Origin of the sequence: Nocardia sp. NPDC019219 (assembly GCF_040632645.1) — a bacterium.
Classification (GTDB): domain Bacteria; phylum Actinomycetota; class Actinomycetes; order Mycobacteriales; family Mycobacteriaceae; genus Nocardia; species Nocardia sputorum.
In genome coordinates, this window is the sequence record NZ_JBEYCG010000004.1 from 432,657 (window position 1) to 448,924 (window position 16,268).

Consider the following 16,268-nt stretch of genomic DNA (forward strand, 5'->3'; position numbering starts at 1 on the left):
CGCCGGTCACCACATCCATCCCTGCGTCGCCATGACATGTTCGGCGAGATCCTCGATCGTCATCATCTCGGGATGGCTGTAGTACATCAGCTCGAACTTGCGTTTGCGCCAGTGCGTCGGATCCATGCGGCCCTCATGGCTGGTGTCGCACAGCGATTCCAGCCGCCCGAGATCGAAGGGTTCCTTGCCGCGCGCATGGGCATCCGCTTTCACGGCCGCCAGGCGCTCGGATGCCGTCATATCTTCCCGCCGCCATATCGCTGCGGCGTAGCGGCGTGCGTCCTCGATGTCCACTTCTGCGCTCCTGCATGTCCGGGTCGTGACGGCGATACCCAGAAGAGATTGCGTCGACAACGTGATTACCCGGCGCGGACGCGACTATTACAAGGCGTTTCCGCACGGCTCGACCCGGAGCCCTTCTCGCCCGTAGCCGAACGGAATTGCGGCGCGTGCGTACTACGAGCCGACGCCGCCGGTGTCGGGGCGGCCCTGGCCGAGCACACCGCGCTGGATTGTGCCGCCACTGGTCGGAACGACTCGGTCGTGGACTGCCGTTCCGCTCGGGCGCATGAAGGTCCCGGCGGCCAGGAGCACCGCGGCGCCGACCGCCGGGTAAACCAGGGTGTCGGCGTGCCGGTACCAGAAGGTGGCGTAGCGGCTGTCGGTGGTGTCGCATAGGTCATCGATCACCCGGGTGTTCGTTATCTGGTCGACACAGATCCCGACGTGGATCGGCTGCGCGGTGTCGGTGGTCGGCGTGGTCGAGGTGACCCGAGAAGTGGTCGTCGTCGGTGGGGTGGTGGTCACCGGCGGAGTCGTGCGGGCCGGGGGCTTCGAGGTGGTGGTATAGGTCGTGGTGATCGGCCGGGGAGCAGCGGTGCCACCAGCCCCGCAGCCACTCGACACAAGCGCCATAGCCACCAGTGCGGGCAAAGTGTACGAGACACGGCGCGACGCCATGACCCGCTTCTGCCGACGATCGCAGTCCGATCCGCTCACGTATTCCCCCTTCGTAGGAACCCCTGTCACGAACCGCCCGATGCTAGCAACGCGTCAGCGCACGGACGATCCACCCTTGGTGAAATGGCAATTGCCAGAACATTTTCCTGATCAGCCCTGAGGGATAGTCTCTACGCCGAAGTACGCGCCGATCTGGTCCACGCGAACCTACTGAAGAGCACGCATCAGAACATCGAACAGCGGGGCATCGGGCCAACCCGGTCGAAGAGTACCGACGCGGTACCACCCCCATCGGCGATATTTGTCGTACGCCCGACGATTGTCCGGGCGCACCAGCAGCGTTGCCCGCTGCTCCGTCCGATCCGCAAGCAATTCGTCGTGCAGGGCACGGGCGACTCCTCTGCCGGTGAACCGCTTGCGCACCATGATCTCGCTGAAAGCAAATGTCCGAGAACCATTCTCAGCGGTGAACGCCACGTGGTCACCTTCGTCCAGTCGCAGCCCGTCCCACCACGCGGTCTTGGCGGTGAGCGGCCAACCCCACGCCTGCCCGGAGAGCTCGCCGCCGAGACGGGCGATCACCAGCTCGAACGCACCGGCGCGGCCGGGATCGGTGTAGGCGTCGAACCGGTGCATGAACGCTTCCGGCGATTCGAACTCCTCGCCGGACTCGATCGCATCGACGTAGGAGTCCCGGAAGATGCGTTCGACGTCATCGCGGAGTTCGCGGGCCTCTGGGGCGGTGTAGTGCTGGAAGTTGAGATCCGACATCGCGGAATGCTCGGAGGTCATACGGTGATCGTCCTTCCCGCCAGCTCATCGAATCGAGTCGAGAATTCTTCGGACCGGCCTTCTGCCGCTACCCGTACTGGTTCGAGCAGACGAAGTGTGCGAGTGGAGGACACGGAGTTCTCCAAGTCGGCGATTACCGACATGCCCTGCTCCACCGCAGCGCCGATGTCGCCCAGATCGGCCAGCGCCGCCGCAGAACCCGCGCGATAGTTCGCAGAGTTACGGGCACTGGTTCTATCCACGGCCAAACCAGAGCACAGGTCTGCCGACTTTGCATGATTACCCAGGTGGCCGAAGCCGCGGGCTTCATGGCTTCTGATCTCGGTGGCATTGAGGAACCGCAACCATGGTGGGCAGTCCTCGCGCGACTCATGGTCGAGCGCGAAATCGAGCTCCCGCCAGGCGGTAGCCATGGCCTTTCCGAAGGCCGTGCGATCGCCGAGGATTCCGTACGCTTGCGCCTCGCGTGTCGCGATAAGGGCATGGACTCGGCCCGGTGCGTGGCCGCGTGTGAGCGCCCGAGCGCGGTCGGCGAGAGCGAGGGCGCGATGCGGATTCGCTTCGCCTGTGCGCTGCCGTGACAGCGCCATCTGTGCGGCGTTGAGGCAGATATGCACAGTGAGTTCGTCATCGCCCGCTTGGCTTGCCAGCGCGAACGCACCGGCGTAGCAACGACGGGCGAGAGGATACATATCGGCGTCATACGCCAGCCAACCCGCGATAGTCGCGAGTTCTCCGGCCGCGCTCGTGAATGCGCGGCCCACCTGCTCGGAGAAAGCGCAGGTATCCAAGAGGTGTTTCGCTGCCTCGAGTCCTTGAACTGCGTCGCTCACAAGGGCAGCGCCACCGACGACTTGCTCGCGGCGTCCGAACTCGGCCGCAAGCGCGTCGAGCCTGTGCGCGTCGGCGATCCCGATCCGAGCCGGAGCCCGGCCATCACCTGCCGCGAAGAACGCGGCACTTAGTAGCATTCCGAATTCGCGTCGCTTCACAATGTCCTCGACTTCCGGCGCCCTATCGTGACCATCCGAGACCAGGCTAGCGCTTGGTATGCCGGCGAAGCGCGGGTGAACAAGCGGCACCGTAGCCTCGTGTACGGAGTTGATCTCGGCACGGAAACGAGCGCGTTGTTCGTCGGTGAGTCGAGCAAGCTCGGTGTCCAACGCTTCGGCTGACTCATTCCGAACCGGCTTCTCGTGGGTTGCGCGCTCCCATTTACGAATCGTCGCCGTTGTGAAGCCCACCCTCTCGGCGAACTGTTCCTGCGTCAGCCGTAGGGCTGCCGAGCGAAGCGCCTTGACCTCCACCTTGTCCACTTGCTGACGATCATGCTCACCCCCTGTTGCCCCTGAAATGCGTGCTGGCGCAAGCGTATTACTTCTGTGTGAGTCCTGTGGCTGGGATCGAATGCCTGATCTGGCGAAGCTGAAAGCAGCCCCGCCGCCGGGTTGAGATCGGACTTTCACCGACTCCCCGGCGGCGGGTGCCGACCACGTTGAACCAGGCGGAGGGACACCCGAATGAGTTCGCCGAACGACATCAAGGACACGCCGTTGTCGGTGTGCCACTTCTATCGAAATGTGTGTGGCCTGCCCGCTGAGGTAGATCCTCCGCACACGGGCCGCATTGTGATCCGCACCGGGGCGATCTGCGGATTGATGATGCCGGCATTCATAGGTTCAGAGGTGAAGGCGCGGTTGGAGTGCCACGGCCCGGAGACGGGCCCGATTCTGACTCATCCGCGTTCGAAGCGGTGGACATTTTTGGCAGGTGCGGATCTTCCGGACGGGATAGCGCTGTTCGCGGAGATGTCGCGCTTGCAGGTATCCATCATCCGTGGCGGAGGGACCATCGCTCTGCCTGGCCCAGGCCAGCGACCAGGTCTGTTCCGTGCGTGGGTACAACCGCCGCGCAACTCGTTCCGGCCGTCCGCGCGCACCGTGGTCAATGCGATTCGGGAAAGTGTCGTCCAGCATGCGAGCAAGCGGAGGGGACTGGTGCACCATGCCCGATGACGCGCACGGGTGCGGCTCGGAATGCGAACCATGGATCACCGCTACGCATTGCGGCGTGACGAAGTTCGATCACGCGACGGGCGAACTCCTGGCGGTGCGCTGTCCATCCACCGCCTGCGTCGATCTCGTTGTGCCGCTGGTCGCGGGCCGGATCGCGCCACATGTCGCCAGAACAGGAGCGACCCGCAGTCGGTGCCCATGGACCGGCATTCGCGTGGTCGACGACCACGCATCGGTTCAACGCCGAATCGTTGAACCACGCCCGGCTGATGCGCTCAGTTCGAACGGCAGGCGTTCCGGGGCATGAACTATGACGCCCAAGCTGAGGCGGAAATTGACGTGCTGACGGACGTGCTGGCCACGCTCGACAACGCCGCCAAGACAGCGATCGGCCGCGGACTCGACGACGCCGCTCGTCTGCGCTTGTTCGCCGTGGTGCTGTACGAGTTGATTATCAGTGCACGCAGTATCGCTGGCCCGGAGGCCGGGCGGTTGTACGCGGCACCGATCCTCGACCCGATTATCGAAGGTCTTGTGGTCGCTGACGAGGTAACAGCGATGGATCTGCTGATTCCAGCACTCCTCATCGATCAGAGTCCGCCCTAAGGCACTGCCCGGTCGGTGTCGAAAGGCTGGGTTCGTAATCGTCCGGCTCCAACGTCGGCCGCGTTATAAACCTTTGCTTGCCATGATGACAAGGCCATGCGCGGCAATCCTGAGCTGTCCTTCTCGTGCTCGAGGGGGATTTCGCCGCTCGTGTACCTCAAGGCCTATCCAAACCACCGGAACGCATCGGTGCAAGCGCCACACTCATACGTAGGTAAGTGCATTTTGCCGCGCTGTCAGGCCGTCGACCTGCTGTGTTGGCAAGCGTAGGCGCGGAGAACATGGCCGCGCCGGTACCCGGCAGGTAAAAGAACCACCCGCCTTCTTCCAATCCGCTGGCCGGCCGTGCGCCGTCAGGTCGTATAGCCAGACGGCGTGCTCTGATGCGCTATTACTGTCATCTCAGCTTACGCGTGACAAGTTCTTCCGGTAGAACTCGTGGCGAGCGTGGTCCTTCTGGCCGGTGAAGGCTCTGAACTCGCCCAGTTTATATGCCAGCCCTGTACTGCGCTCTTCTTTCAGGATCTCGAAGTCTTTGCTGAGCAAAGTTATCCGTCGATCGATCTCCGGATCATCCAGTTCCAGCCCGGACTTTTTGGCAATCTGCTCCGCAGTGAGGAAAGAGCTTTGGTCTCGCAGAATTCGGTAGATGGGGTCGGTGAACGTATCTATATCGCGCTTAATTGGTTGGCCTTCGCGGCGAAGTGCGCGCGCTATCGACAATCCGAGCGCTCTTGCAACGGGTGGTGGAAACGCGTTACCGATCTGCCGGTACTGCGCTGTCTTACCGCCTGTGAACCACCACGCATATTCGTGCCCCTCAGGTCGTGTAGAGGCGATTTCCGCAGCATGTTCTGTGTCCCGGATCAGCAACCAGCCTTGCAGCCGAGCAACCATCTCGACGGTTAGCTTTGGGCCGAATTCGGTCATTGGACGTTTGTCGTACGGCGGAGCGGTGTCGTGCACGCCGTATGCGTCGACCCCTAGTTCGGCCCAGGCGCGTTTTGCGCGTGTGGGCCCGAGGTCTGCGCCTCCATGCTTCTTAGAACCGCCTACAATCGTCGGAGCAATATCATTCGCCTTCTCCGCCCATTCCTTTGCGCCCGGCCACTGACGCGCCTCCATCAGTGGTAGCAAAGTTTCTCCCACAGTTTTGACCTGTTCCGTAGTCTCCGGCCAATGGAAGTACTCGAATTCTTCCGGCTTCATGGCGATGAGTACGAATCGGGGCCGAAGTTGCGGGACGCCGTAGTCGGAAGCCTGGATCAGTCGCCACTCGGCCGAGTAGCCGAAATGAAGTAGCCGGTCCAGAACATGTTGACGGTATCCCGCGAAGCGCGGCAGGCTCAATCCGCGTACGTTCTCGAGTAATAAGGCTCGAGGTTGCAAGATAGCAACCTGCTCGACGGCCCATGCGAAGAGGTCTCGCTCGTCATTCGCTCCGAGCTGTTTTCCAGCGATGGAGAAAGGCGGGCACGGAACTCCACCTGCGAACAGGTCGATCGGGCGGCCGGTCGGCCGGGATTCTGGAGCGAACGCCTTTGGATTGAAGACCTGGATGTCTGCGACATCCCCCCGTACGATTTTCCAGCTAGGTCGGTTAAGCTCAATCGTGGCAGCCGCGGTCGGGTCCAGTTCTACTGCAAGTTCGTGCTCGAAGCCGGCCAGCTCGAGACCCAACGCTTGCCCACCGGCGCCGGCGCAAATTTCGATCACACTGAGTTCGGTCACTCCAATACCTCTCGACGTCGTGGCCGGTTGTGCGCGAAGTTGTCCACACATCCGACTGTTCTTACGGCATAGGCCATTCCGAACCTGGAGTCATTGCTGCGGATTGCAGAAGAGGCTGCAACGTGCTGCGTGGTCGGAGCATAGTCGCCCCCCGGCATGGGGCTACCCGAGGTTGACGGGGCGACGAACGGGAGCGGGAGATCGCCATCGCATCGACCGTCGTCGGCTGATGGTCCCTCCGCTGATGGGGGTGCCGGAGTTACGCAACCGCGGTAGGCGTTGGGGGCGGCGCCCTCGATAGGCCATCCGAACATGTGAGCGATCATAGGGCAAGGAGTGGCACCAACCGGCGGCACGCCTCGGCCGGCGGAGTACATTACGGTTCGTGGGAGCGGCGTTCAGGACAGAACTGTTGGGGTGGAAGCGCAGCAAAAAGAACGCGCTTCGCTGGCAATGGGTTCCGAACTCGGCTGATGTCGACAACCCGACTAGTCTGAGGTTGGCGGCGTTGGTGCTCGATCACTTGGGGGAGCCGAACCCAAACCTAACCGGTCGGCCCGTCGAGGAGCCGCCGGTCAACCCCGGAGGGCTCCTGGAAGTGCAGGTTGGGACTGACTTGGCCACCGAGTTGCCCGTGCTGGACCCGCGTCGCGATTGGGAGGTGAAGCGCGGTCGCAGTATCGTGGAATATGCCCAGTATCAACACTTGGCGGGCATCGACAGGGCAATCGAGCAAGATCCCAACCTCCGAGTCACACTCGGCACAGACTATTTGATCAAGCCAGACGTGTTGGTGGGCATTAAAGGAACTCCCACCCAGACCGAGCACCCATGGCTTCACGCGGCGTTGGCTTGTAAGTGGACAATCCGATCCGATCGGGTACAAAATATCCGCCACGAAAACGGCAACATGATCCGGCATCGCCGCGGGAGGTTGCCTCATTTGGTTACAGTCACGGCTGAGCCGCTTCCTACTCGGCTCGCATCGATTGCGAGAGGAACTGGTGAGGTCGATGCGACGTACCACATTACGTTCGATGAACTGAAATATGCAGTTGGACTGGAGGGGAGTTCGGTTCAGAAAGCTGCCTGGGATGAGGTTACGGGCCAGGGCAGGCTTCTGGACTACAAAATTTTGGCCCGGTCGCTGGTGGACTGGTAGTCATCGGCTAAGATCGGTAATTTACCGCTGGAGGGCTGTTCTTCTAGTGCGCATCCAGGTGAGTTAGGTGAGAAGTGACCGAGGTTAACGCGGGAAGGTCATCTCGGAGTCGGCGCAGTGGGAGTAGATACCCCGCGCCGCTTAACGAGGGGCGGTCGCGGAACATGCGAGCTAACCGGCGCACGGACACGAAGCCGGAGATACGGCTGCGGAGCGCGCTGCACCGGTTGGGTTACCGGTTCCGTAAGGATTTCCGCCTGGATCTGGGAACTGTGAAGATTCGCCCGGACATTGTCTTCACTGCTCGGAAGGTAGCAGTTTTCGTCGATGGATGTTTCTGGCATGTGTGTCCGGAACATGGACGGCAACCAGCAACAAATGAGTGGTATTGGACTCCAAAACTTAAACGTAATATTGAACGTGATAGAGACGCCGACATTGCGCTGCGTATCGCCGGCTGGAAAGTTGTGCGACTGTGGGAGCATGAGGGTATCGACGTCTCGGTAAAAGCTGTGGTCCGAGCCCTGGAAGGTGGCGAAGCCGGCAAGCCCGGATAGGTAGCTTTTCCGTCGAGTCCCGTGTCTCCTGCGCAAGGGCATCGAGCGCAGCGTGGGCCGGTTGCGACATCGGAATGCCTTGTCAGGATGATCTCGAGCGGATCAAGCTGGCGAGCGCTCGCTCCAGCAGAATATCGGCGTCAGTACGTTTGTCGCGTCGATTAAGCGATTGGAGAATCTGAAACACATCCAGTTCCGATCGGCTTCCGGCGTAGCTGATGATCGTGTCAGTCGCTTCGTCTAAGCCCAATTCCCGGCAGGAGATGACGGCATCCGCTGTCTCAGCCGGGGTGGCTTCAGTGCCGACGTACCGGATGAGGCCGTTGACACGCTCGAAATTGCCGGCCGAGATGTATCCAGCCAAGTCCATTGCTGGCGGCCACGCCACGTCAATGGTTCCGATGTTGTGCCGGTCCCCCATGAGTGAGGGGACCGGCACAACGTCCGTGGTTGTGGCGGTCAGAAGCTCAGCCGGCTTGGTCGCTGCGCTGGCCTGTTCGGGCGCCATGGCCGCACCGCACGTCGGGCAATTGACACTGGGTTGAGGCCCATCTTCGGCCGAGGGGCACGACACTGCTAGGCGGAGGCTGTTGAGCTCGTCCCAGGGAATGACCGTTCCGTCAGTGCCGCAGCTGTCAAGGGCCAAAGTGTGCAGCTCCCGAAGGGGTGCTTCCCTAGGGGGGCGCTTGTGCCCACCGTTGGCTAGCTTCGATAGCACCGACTTGCTCAGATACCTCCCCGAACTGCTTCCTTCCTGCAGCTTTGCTGCGATGGCCTTCTCGATTGCTCGGCAGGAAAGGCTGGTTTGGTCAACCAGGCAGCGCACGGCTAGTGCGAACTCTCTCTGTGAGTCGGACAAGGTGGGACTAAGTTCTCCGAACTCTTGACTCTTCGGGAACGTACTGGGCTGCACCAAGCTGGTTCTCCCCTTGAGGGTTGTCCACAGGAACCATCCCATCTTCCTGTCTCGCAGGAGGTTTGCGCGTGTGCTCACTGTCCTGGTTTGGATGATCCGAAAGCCAGGACACACGGCTGCCTTTCGATCCGGCCTCCCTTGCTGTTCAGTTCAGAGGGTGCGGTATGCCGCACTTTGGTCGGTGCCGCAATCCTGCGGTGCTGCTCGAAGCTGGCCCCTCTTGACCCGAAAGGTGGATTCCTCATATGACAATGCCTAGCTGGAACAACTCGAATCTCGGTACCATGAAGCGCGTAGCGCTCTGGCTCGTGCAGGAGGTAGGCGTTGGTGAGGTGTTCACGAAGACCGCTTTGCGCGATGCCTTCCCCGATACCTCCCAGATCGACCGTCGGATGCGCGATCTGCGTGACTTCGAATGGCGCATCGACACCAATCGCGAGGACCCCGCCCTGGGTTCACATGAGCACCGGTTCGTCAGGCAGGGTATCCCCGTATGGGAGCCCGGCAAGGCAACTCGGAAGGTTGGTGTCACGGTGACGGCCGCTGAGCGGCACGCCTTGATGATGCGCGATGGTCATAAGTGCCGCTCGTGCGGAATCGGGCCCGGTGAGCGGTATGCCGGCACATACGTCGCCTCACAGCTCGATATTGCGCGCCGTTCGGTCCGGATGCCTACTGGTGAGACGGAGCTTCAATTGGTGATCGAGTGCAACCGCTGCCGCATCGGAGGCCGCGACCTGACCGCCGATCTGGGCGAGGTCCTGTCACGTATCGACTGCTTGCCTGCCTACGAGCGGAAGATGCTGGCGGCTTGGGTAGAACAGGACGCTCGCAGCTTCAGTGAGACAGAGGACCTATGGGCCGCTTACCGGACGTTGCCTGCAGAGTCCAGGGACATTATCCGTGCCGCGCTGACCTAGCTCGGGGCTCATTGCTCGTCGGGGCGGTCTCGGCTGCCCTATCTCGTCTTCGGTTGCTGCACTTTTCCTCCTCCACATCTTCGCAAGGAGATTGCTAGAAATGTTTCTTGACTTCGGGGTTCCTCCGAACGCCGCTACTACTCGCTCCCTGGTTGAGCAACGGCTCAAGGAGCAGCGCGAGTACACAGGAGTTACCGAGACCTTGACGGTGGAGTGGCGCGGCCGACCGCTGCACGTCGAGGTGATCGACATGCCTCTGGATGCTCTGCTCTATAACCCCGGCACACATCGCATACGCGCGCAGCGCAGCCTGGATCCAGCCCGGGATGCCATCCTCACTGCAGATCCTTGGGCTGAGAAGAGTCAAGATTACCTGCGGTATCTGCTGACGATACGGCCTTCGGAACCTGATCGCCGTGACCCTGCGTTCGATGATTTGAAAGAAAGCCTGCAGGAGCACAAGCAGAATGAACCCGGCCTGATCACCCACGAAGGCATTCTGGTCAACGGAAACACCCGTTGTGCAGCGCTTCGCGAACTCAACACCATCAATAGTATGCGCGTCGGGGTACTGCCGGAATCCTGCACATGGGAAGACATCAATGACGTCGAACTGTCCCTTCAGTTGCGCCCGGACCAGAGGCGTGACTACTCGTACATCAACCGTCTGCTTGCGATCGATGAGCAGAGGGTCGAGCTGAATCGCGACTTGTCGATAATAGCCAAGGCGTTTCACACCACCACGCAAGCTTGTGAGCGCGATCTCTGGGTCCTCGCGCAGTTACGGGACCTTATAAAGCGCAGCGTGACGGCCGGCGGAGCGTCACTGCGCCTCATGGACCTCGAGCGATCTCAGGAGAAGCTCGCCGAACTCTACCGCGCCTACAGGAACGCTAAGACCAAGGAAGAGGCCGACCTGCTCAAGGAGGCGCGGCTTTCTGCGATCTTGCTCGACTTCTCCAAGACCGACGTTCGCTATATCGACGCCGACTTCCAGAGTCGCTACCTGGATAAGATCCTGCCCGACGAATTGAGGGCAACCCAGGTGGATACCCCCTCTACCGTTGCCATTCCGGGGTTGAACCGTAGCGTGAAGACGGCAGGTGCGAACGTTGCCGCTGCGCGTTCTGTCACCGATGCATTACTTCAGGCAAAGGCTGTCGAGGCGATCGGCGAGGTTGCCACGCCTGCCGAGCAATCTGCTGCCGCATCGATCATCTCTAGCTATAGAGATGCGTTCAACGAGGCAATCGATACCGCAGGCCGGGATGCTCGGCTGCGACGAAAGCGGCTGGCTGCCCCAGACCGAATCAACGACGCATGCAAAGACTTGGAGCAGTCCATCACCGATCTCGTGATGTCCCGGGGAAATTCGAGCCTCGATGAGGGGGCCTTCGATGACGCTATCGATCGGCTTCGCACGGTATTAGACAAACTGGCGATTGAGGCTCAGCGCAGCATAGATTTGCCCGGGAACGGACTGGGCTGGCTGATCGCCGCGGTCAGCGTGAAGCGACCACAGGCATGAGCAACCACCAGACCACTCCTTCGCTACTGCTGGGCTTCGACGTTACACGCACCAGAGTGGAACTCCGTACCTCATCGAGCTTCCAGCGCGACTTCGCGCAGCTGACCGCAAAGATGTCTACGAGCGGCCAGCGCGGACCGCTGTCTGCAGAGATCGACTTAGACGACTTCCTGGTCAACCTTAGCGAACTCGCCACCTGGACCCACCCAGGCGTCGACTGGGACGCAGACCTCATGGCGCTCGTCAATGGCGTGCTTGACGACGCCGACGTGGTACAGCGTAGCCTGGAAGACCCGCGCTCCAGAAACATCGATGACGTCGTTCAGCCGGAAGACGTGGTCGCATTGCTGGGTTCGGACTGGACTGCCGACCTCACTTCGTTCCAGCGACGGGATGTCGCCCGGCTACTTTCGCTACGCCACGGCGCTAACTTCAGCGTCCCAGGCGCCGGCAAGACCCGTGTTGCCCTGGCGGTTTACGCAGCGACACGCGAGCGCGGAGAGGCTCAAAGGCTGCTGGTTGTAGGACCGAAGTCAGCCTATGAGTCCTGGGAGTACGAGAGCGCCGTGTGTTTCAAGCAACCGCTACGCACTGCGGTAACTGGACGTTCCGATGACCTCCTCGCCGAGCTGCGAATCGTGAACTACGAGCGGCTGGACCGTTCACTAGGCCGCCTAGCCACCTGGTTGCGGTCGGGGCCATCCATGATCGTGCTGGACGAGGCACACCGAATGAAGCTCGGCGCCAATGGTACTTATGGTGCTGCCTGCCTCGCCCTCGGTCCGCTGGCAAGCAGGCGATTGATCCTTACCGGAACGCCGGCTCCCAATGGAGCGAAGGATCTGGAAAACCTACTGTCCTTCGTATGGCCAGGGCATGGGAAGCGTGTGGTGACAGATGCCGTCAGGGGCGGTGACTTGGCTTACGCCAGTTCGGTGCTGCGGCCCTTGTTCACCCGTACGACTAAGGGAGAGCTGGGGCTTCCGCCATTCGAACCAAAGGTCCGTTACCTGGATATGCCGCCGCTTCACGCCGAAGTCTATGAAGCCCTCAAGGGCAACTTCTCCGCCCGGGCGGAAGGCTCGCGTAAGAGCATCGAGGCTCTTGGCCGGGCCATGCTGCGGCTGTTGATGGCTGCCATCAGCCCCGCATTGCTCCTGGAGGGCGCCAGCCCATACGAACCGCTGGAGTATCAACTTCCGCCCCTAGAACCCTCGCCAGGCGATTCCCTATTCGAGCTTCTGCAAAAGCTACCGCGCATCGAGCTCTCGCCGAAGTATCAGGAGACATTGAGGATCGTCGCGGACAACGTAGCAAATGGCCGCAAAACGCTAGTTTGGACGACATTCGTGCGCAGTCTCACCACGCTGGAAAAGCTGCTTTCGAGCTACAACCCAGCCGTCGTTTACGGCGGCACCCCCGACCGCGACGAGCAACTCCGGCGTTTCCGTCAAGATCCTGAATGCAATGTCTTGATCTCAAACCCGGCCACCCTCGGCGAGGGTATCAGCCTCCACCAGGTCTGCCACGATGCTGTATATGTCGATCGTGACTTCATGGCCGGCCGGTTTCTGCAAAGCCTGGACCGCATTCACCGCCTTGGCCTGGCGCCGGACACCGAGACAAGGGTAACCATCCTGGTCACTCGCGATACGGTCGATGAGGTGGTGCGTCTGCGACTAGACGAGAAACTGGAGTTCATGGGCCGCATCCTTGACGACCCTGGCGTACAGCAACTCGCTGACTTGCAGGAGGAACCAGCGGTTGGTGCTGGAATGGATGTCGCCGATGTACGCGCCCTTCTACGGCATCTCGACTCGCCTACGAACGAGGCGTAGTGCCCGGCTGTTTCTCAATTCACCTATCGGCAAGTTGGAGCGTGGCGTCCTTCGCTGGCCGAATGCGGAATACCGCGCCGGGTTGCGGGCTGTGCTCGGTGTGGCGACTGACGCCGAACTCGGTTTTCGTCCGGCCCAGCGCGGAACCGGCAGGGATAGCATGGAGTCGGATGATTCACCGATGTTCCTGCCGAACGCGGGGAAAGAGGTCGATGACGTGCGACGCCGAAGTTTTCTGCTCAGCGCGCCGGCCGCTGGTGTCGGTATGGCCTTTGGCTTGGAGTCAGCGCGGCATGGGCTGAATCGAGCTGTCGCCGAGACTGTCTCGATTGACCTCGACGACTGGAACGAGATCATCCGCGAATACGGGGCCGCCTACGTCACCCACACGGCGGCGGAACTGCGCGAGATGCTGTTGGCCGACGTTCTGAGTCTCGAGATGGCGCTTGGCATGTCGGCAGATTCCCGCCAGCGACGCGAGTTGTACAAGATCGGCGCTCTACTGAGCCAGTACATGGCTCAGGCCATCGGGGACCTCGGCCAGCGACGCGAAGGCATGCGGTGGTGGCGCACCGCGCGTTACGCGGCTGACTGCTCTGGTGACCTTCACACGATGATGTTCGTGCGGGGGCGCAGGGCTATTCGGGCGATCTATGACGGACAGTCACCTGAAACCATCATCGAAGAGCTCGGGGAATCGGATCAGTTGATTGCCGATGGTCCAGCAGTCGGAAGACCGAGCCTGCTTGCCGCAAGGGCACAATCATTCGCCTTGCTAGGGCGCGCCGAGGAAGCCGAGGCGTCGTTGATCGAGCTGCGGGAGACTTTCGCCGCCCTCCCGTCTCACATGACGAAGGATCACAGCTGGCACTGTTGGGCCTACCCCGAAGAGCGAGTCAAATTCGCCGAGAGTTTCGTGTACTCCCATCTGGGCGATACCCGCCGGGCAGAAGAAGCGCAGTCGGCGGCGCTCGACTTGTACCCGCCCGACAGTCGACGCGGGCCGATCCAGATCGAGTTGCAACGAGCGCTTTGCCTGGTCTCGGCCGGTGATTCCATCGAGGGTGCCGGCTACGCGACGACCACGCTGGAAGAGTTGCCGATCGAACATCGAACGCGATTCGTCATGGGCCTGGGTGAGCAAGTCCTCGCAGCCGTACCGAAAGACCAGCGGCGCACGGGCAGCGCACGGGAACTGCACGAGCTACTTCGGGGCGACGCCGTGCGTCGAACAGAGACCCTCGAATCGTGACCACCTCGCGCTCTCTCGAACTCGCCCGCTATGACGCGGCCGGGACACTCGAGCTCGCGGACGAACTGAAGATCTTATATCTCGACTCCCACCGCGAGCAGCAAGACAAACCGTGGTACAGCCCAGCCCGATTCTGGGAACGCCTGGAAGAGATGTACGCCCCGATACCTGGGTTCGAACTCGTCGCGGCCCGGATCGACGGCCGGATGATCGGCTATGCGTTCGGCACGCCCTACCGTCGATCGCAAGCGGTGTGGAAGAAAGCAGTTTGGGTCTACCCGCGTATAGCTACGGGATCGAAAAGCGTGGCCGTTTATATCTTTCGGGAGTTCGCTGTGCACCCCGACTACCAAGGCCAGGGCTACGCACGGCTCTTTCACGACACCTTGCTCTCGCAGCGCCCCGAACGCTTGGCTTACCTGCTGGTGCGAGTGGGCAACCCTGCGCGCGCGGCCTACGAGGCGTGGGGCTGGCAGGTGATCGGTCAAGATCAGCCCTTTGCCGACGCGCCGATTATGGACGAGATGGCCCGGCCGTTGCACTGAGCGAAAGGACCTGAGATACGGAAAGCGCGCCCTAGCTGCAGCGGCTTGGCCTACCGCGCGGCCCGCAATGCCGCCGCGATCTGAACGAGGTCCAGGTCGACGACGACCTCATCACCATCCCAGACCCCGCGCGTGGTGATTGCGAGGCCGATCAAAGCCAGCTCGGCGGCAGCGTCACGGAGTTCGTACTGTGCACGGCTCTCGTTCTCGATCTCGCACGATTCGTCGCGGTTCCAGGCAGCGACCGCGGACTCAGCCGCGGACCGAGGCAACCGCACGCTGATCCGAGTGGTCTGGGAATCGAGAGAGGTTCCGATCGTCGCCAGCATGGCCCGGTCCTGCTCATACCGCACATACTGGTGATGATCATCTGCCACGAACCGAGCGTACTTCGAATCAGTCAGCGCCGGACTTCGGCTACCTCGACGGCTCGCCTCTCCCGCCGCGACAGCTCGCACGCCTCTGCGACATAGAACGCTTCCAGCGCGTCGACAGGCGGGCAGGGATTGTCGAGCTGTCCGGTCGCGACCTCGATGAACGCCGCCAGTTCATCGGCATAGGCCGGACGGAAGCGCTCCATGAACCCTGCATAGGGAGGATAGGGGGAGGGGCTGTGGTCGGGTTCGACGGAAGTGAGCGGCGCGCGGTCGTCGAGCCCGACGATCGCATTCCCCTTGGAGCCCAACGCTTCGAGTCGCACGTCGTACCCCGCCCCGTTGTATCGGGTCAGTGACACGGTGGCGATGGTGCCGTCATCCAGGCGCAGCAGCACCGCCGCTGTGTCGACGTCGTCCGCTTCGGCGAAGAACGACGCACCCCGGTTCGCCCCGAGTGCGTAGACGGAGGTGATCTCGCGACCCGTCACCCAGCGGATGATGTCGAAATCATGCACCCCGCAGTCGCGGAAGATGCCCCCGGAGCGGGCGATGTATTCGGCGGGCGGTGGCGCCGGGTCGAGGGTCGTCGCGCGCAACGTGTGCAGCCAGCCGAGCCGCCCGGAGCGGATCGCTTCGCGCGCCGCGCGGTAGCCGGCGTCGAAGCGGCGTTGAAAGCCGATCTGGACGGGGACGGGGGAGCTGCGGAGGTGGTCGATGACGGCGAGGGTGCCGGTGATGTCGGCGGCGACGGGTTTTTCGCAGAAGACGGGGATGCCCGCGTCGACGGCGCGGATGATGAGTTCGGGGTGGGCGTCGGTGGCGGTGGCGATGATCAGGCCGTCGAGGTCGGCGGCGAAGAGGGCGTCGAGATCGGGGGCGAACTCGACGCCGAGGTCGGTGGCGGTGGTGCGGGCGCGGGCCGCGTCGGCGTCGGCGACCAGGACGGTGGCCACGTTCGGGAGTTTCCTCAGGGTCTCGGCGTGCGCGCTCCCGATGCGGCCGGTTCCGGCGAGGCCCAGCGTGACGGCTCGGTGCGAGGACATCGGCTCTCCTTATATATGTGGAATCG

At 62.0% G+C, this 16,268-nt stretch carries 18 protein-coding genes; 10 read left to right on the forward strand and 8 right to left on the reverse strand.

Annotated elements, in window-relative coordinates; genetic code table 11:
* Positions 1-6 precede the first annotated feature (6 nt).
* Both ABZ552_RS11420 and ABZ552_RS11425 read right to left on the reverse strand, forming a co-directional pair.
* Complete coding sequence (locus ABZ552_RS11420) at positions 7-294, reverse strand: hypothetical protein (protein WP_281878398.1); 288 nt, start codon at positions 292-294, stop codon at positions 7-9.
* Positions 295-456: 162 nt separating this feature from the next.
* Positions 457-690, reverse strand: coding sequence for a hypothetical protein (locus ABZ552_RS11425; protein ID WP_357436722.1), 234 nt, complete (start codon positions 688-690; stop codon positions 457-459).
* Positions 691-694: 4 nt separating this feature from the next.
* Here ABZ552_RS11425 and ABZ552_RS11430 point away from each other — a divergent pair, with 4 nt between their 5' ends.
* A complete protein-coding gene (locus tag ABZ552_RS11430) occupies positions 695-850 on the forward strand; it encodes a hypothetical protein (RefSeq protein WP_357436725.1) in 156 nt (51 codons plus the stop codon).
* Between the two features lie 317 nt (positions 851-1,167).
* On the opposite strand, the gene ABZ552_RS11435 is transcribed toward ABZ552_RS11430, so the two are convergent.
* A complete protein-coding gene (locus ABZ552_RS11435) occupies positions 1,168-1,752 on the reverse strand; it encodes a GNAT family N-acetyltransferase (RefSeq protein WP_357436727.1) in 585 nt (194 codons plus the stop codon).
* Positions 1,749-3,068, reverse strand: a complete 1,320-nt coding sequence (locus tag ABZ552_RS11440) for a hypothetical protein (RefSeq protein WP_357436730.1) — start codon at positions 3,066-3,068, stop codon at positions 1,749-1,751. Before ABZ552_RS11440 ends, ABZ552_RS11435 begins: the two co-directional genes overlap by 4 nt.
* Before the next feature lie 204 nt (positions 3,069-3,272).
* Between ABZ552_RS11440 and ABZ552_RS11445 the strand changes: the two genes are divergently transcribed.
* Together ABZ552_RS11445 and ABZ552_RS11450 are read left to right on the forward strand one after the other, a co-directional pair.
* Entirely contained in the window at positions 3,273-3,767 is a 495-nt protein-coding gene (locus ABZ552_RS11445; protein WP_357436733.1) for a DNA-directed RNA polymerase subunit beta, read from the forward strand.
* Positions 3,768-4,070: 303 nt separating this feature from the next.
* Complete coding sequence (locus ABZ552_RS11450; protein ID WP_357436735.1) at positions 4,071-4,373, forward strand: hypothetical protein; 303 nt, start codon at positions 4,071-4,073, stop codon at positions 4,371-4,373.
* A 402-nt stretch (positions 4,374-4,775) separates the two neighbouring features.
* On the opposite strand, the gene dcm is transcribed toward ABZ552_RS11450, so the two are convergent.
* A complete protein-coding gene (gene dcm / locus ABZ552_RS11455) occupies positions 4,776-6,104 on the reverse strand; it encodes a DNA (cytosine-5-)-methyltransferase (RefSeq protein ID WP_357436738.1) in 1,329 nt (442 codons plus the stop codon).
* A gap of 385 nt (positions 6,105-6,489) precedes the next feature.
* On the opposite strand from dcm, the gene ABZ552_RS11460 reads away from it, so the two are divergent.
* Together ABZ552_RS11460 and ABZ552_RS11465 are read left to right on the forward strand one after the other, a co-directional pair.
* Positions 6,490-7,266 carry an NgoMIV family type II restriction endonuclease gene (locus ABZ552_RS11460; protein ID WP_357436741.1) on the forward strand — a complete coding sequence of 259 codons (777 nt, stop codon included), beginning with the start codon at positions 6,490-6,492 and terminating at the stop codon, positions 7,264-7,266.
* A 74-nt stretch (positions 7,267-7,340) separates the two neighbouring features.
* Positions 7,341-7,823 carry a very short patch repair endonuclease gene (locus ABZ552_RS11465; protein WP_357436743.1) on the forward strand — a complete coding sequence of 161 codons (483 nt, stop codon included), beginning with the start codon at positions 7,341-7,343 and terminating at the stop codon, positions 7,821-7,823.
* Between the two features lie 82 nt (positions 7,824-7,905).
* On the opposite strand, the gene ABZ552_RS11470 is transcribed toward ABZ552_RS11465, so the two are convergent.
* On the reverse strand, positions 7,906-8,331 hold the full coding sequence (locus tag ABZ552_RS11470; RefSeq protein ID WP_357436746.1) for a hypothetical protein: 426 nt from the start codon (positions 8,329-8,331) through the stop codon (positions 7,906-7,908).
* Positions 8,332-8,984: 653 nt separating this feature from the next.
* On the opposite strand from ABZ552_RS11470, the gene ABZ552_RS11475 reads away from it, so the two are divergent.
* From ABZ552_RS11475 to ABZ552_RS11495, 5 genes are all read left to right on the forward strand, one after another.
* Entirely contained in the window at positions 8,985-9,659 is a 675-nt protein-coding gene (locus tag ABZ552_RS11475) for a hypothetical protein (RefSeq protein ID WP_357436749.1), read from the forward strand.
* A 100-nt stretch (positions 9,660-9,759) separates the two neighbouring features.
* A complete protein-coding gene (locus ABZ552_RS11480) occupies positions 9,760-11,187 on the forward strand; it encodes a transcriptional regulator (protein WP_357436752.1) in 1,428 nt (475 codons plus the stop codon).
* Positions 11,184-13,025 (forward strand): DEAD/DEAH box helicase, encoded by a 1,842-nt coding sequence (locus ABZ552_RS11485; RefSeq protein ID WP_357436755.1) that lies wholly within the window; start codon positions 11,184-11,186, stop codon positions 13,023-13,025. The genes ABZ552_RS11480 and ABZ552_RS11485 overlap by 4 nt, the downstream gene beginning before the upstream one ends.
* Positions 12,952-14,277 (forward strand): hypothetical protein, encoded by a 1,326-nt coding sequence (locus ABZ552_RS11490; RefSeq protein WP_357436758.1) that lies wholly within the window; start codon positions 12,952-12,954, stop codon positions 14,275-14,277. The genes ABZ552_RS11485 and ABZ552_RS11490 overlap by 74 nt, the downstream gene beginning before the upstream one ends.
* Complete coding sequence (locus ABZ552_RS11495) at positions 14,274-14,822, forward strand: GNAT family N-acetyltransferase (protein ID WP_357436761.1); 549 nt, start codon at positions 14,274-14,276, stop codon at positions 14,820-14,822. Before ABZ552_RS11490 ends, ABZ552_RS11495 begins: the two co-directional genes overlap by 4 nt.
* Before the next feature lie 50 nt (positions 14,823-14,872).
* Here the strand turns inward: ABZ552_RS11495 and ABZ552_RS11500 are convergent, their stop codons facing one another.
* Both ABZ552_RS11500 and ABZ552_RS11505 read right to left on the reverse strand, forming a co-directional pair.
* The gene (locus ABZ552_RS11500; protein WP_357436764.1) at positions 14,873-15,151 is read right to left on the reverse strand and encodes a hypothetical protein; all 279 of its coding nucleotides are present in this window, start codon (positions 15,149-15,151) and stop codon (positions 14,873-14,875) included.
* A gap of 71 nt (positions 15,152-15,222) precedes the next feature.
* Positions 15,223-16,242 (reverse strand): Gfo/Idh/MocA family oxidoreductase, encoded by a 1,020-nt coding sequence (locus tag ABZ552_RS11505; protein ID WP_357436766.1) that lies wholly within the window; start codon positions 16,240-16,242, stop codon positions 15,223-15,225.
* Between the last annotated feature and the right edge of the window lie 26 nt (positions 16,243-16,268).

Excerpts from the sequence above, each read along its gene's own strand:
- ABZ552_RS11435 (WP_357436727.1), bottom strand. The coding sequence starts at position 1,752 with ATGACCTCCGAGCATTCCGCGATGTCGGATCTCAACTTCCAGCACTAC.
- ABZ552_RS11445 (WP_357436733.1), top strand. The coding sequence starts at position 3,273 with ATGAGTTCGCCGAACGACATCAAGGACACGCCGTTGTCGGTGTGCCAC.
- ABZ552_RS11450 (WP_357436735.1), top strand. The coding sequence starts at position 4,071 with ATGAACTATGACGCCCAAGCTGAGGCGGAAATTGACGTGCTGACGGAC.
- ABZ552_RS11470 (WP_357436746.1), bottom strand. The coding sequence starts at position 8,331 with ATGGCGCCCGAACAGGCCAGCGCAGCGACCAAGCCGGCTGAGCTTCTG.
- ABZ552_RS11475 (WP_357436749.1), top strand. The coding sequence starts at position 8,985 with ATGACAATGCCTAGCTGGAACAACTCGAATCTCGGTACCATGAAGCGC.
- ABZ552_RS11480 (WP_357436752.1), top strand. The coding sequence starts at position 9,760 with ATGTTTCTTGACTTCGGGGTTCCTCCGAACGCCGCTACTACTCGCTCC.
- ABZ552_RS11485 (WP_357436755.1), top strand. The coding sequence starts at position 11,184 with ATGAGCAACCACCAGACCACTCCTTCGCTACTGCTGGGCTTCGACGTT.
- ABZ552_RS11500 (WP_357436764.1), bottom strand. The coding sequence starts at position 15,151 with ATGCTGGCGACGATCGGAACCTCTCTCGATTCCCAGACCACTCGGATC.
- ABZ552_RS11505 (WP_357436766.1), bottom strand. The coding sequence starts at position 16,242 with ATGTCCTCGCACCGAGCCGTCACGCTGGGCCTCGCCGGAACCGGCCGC.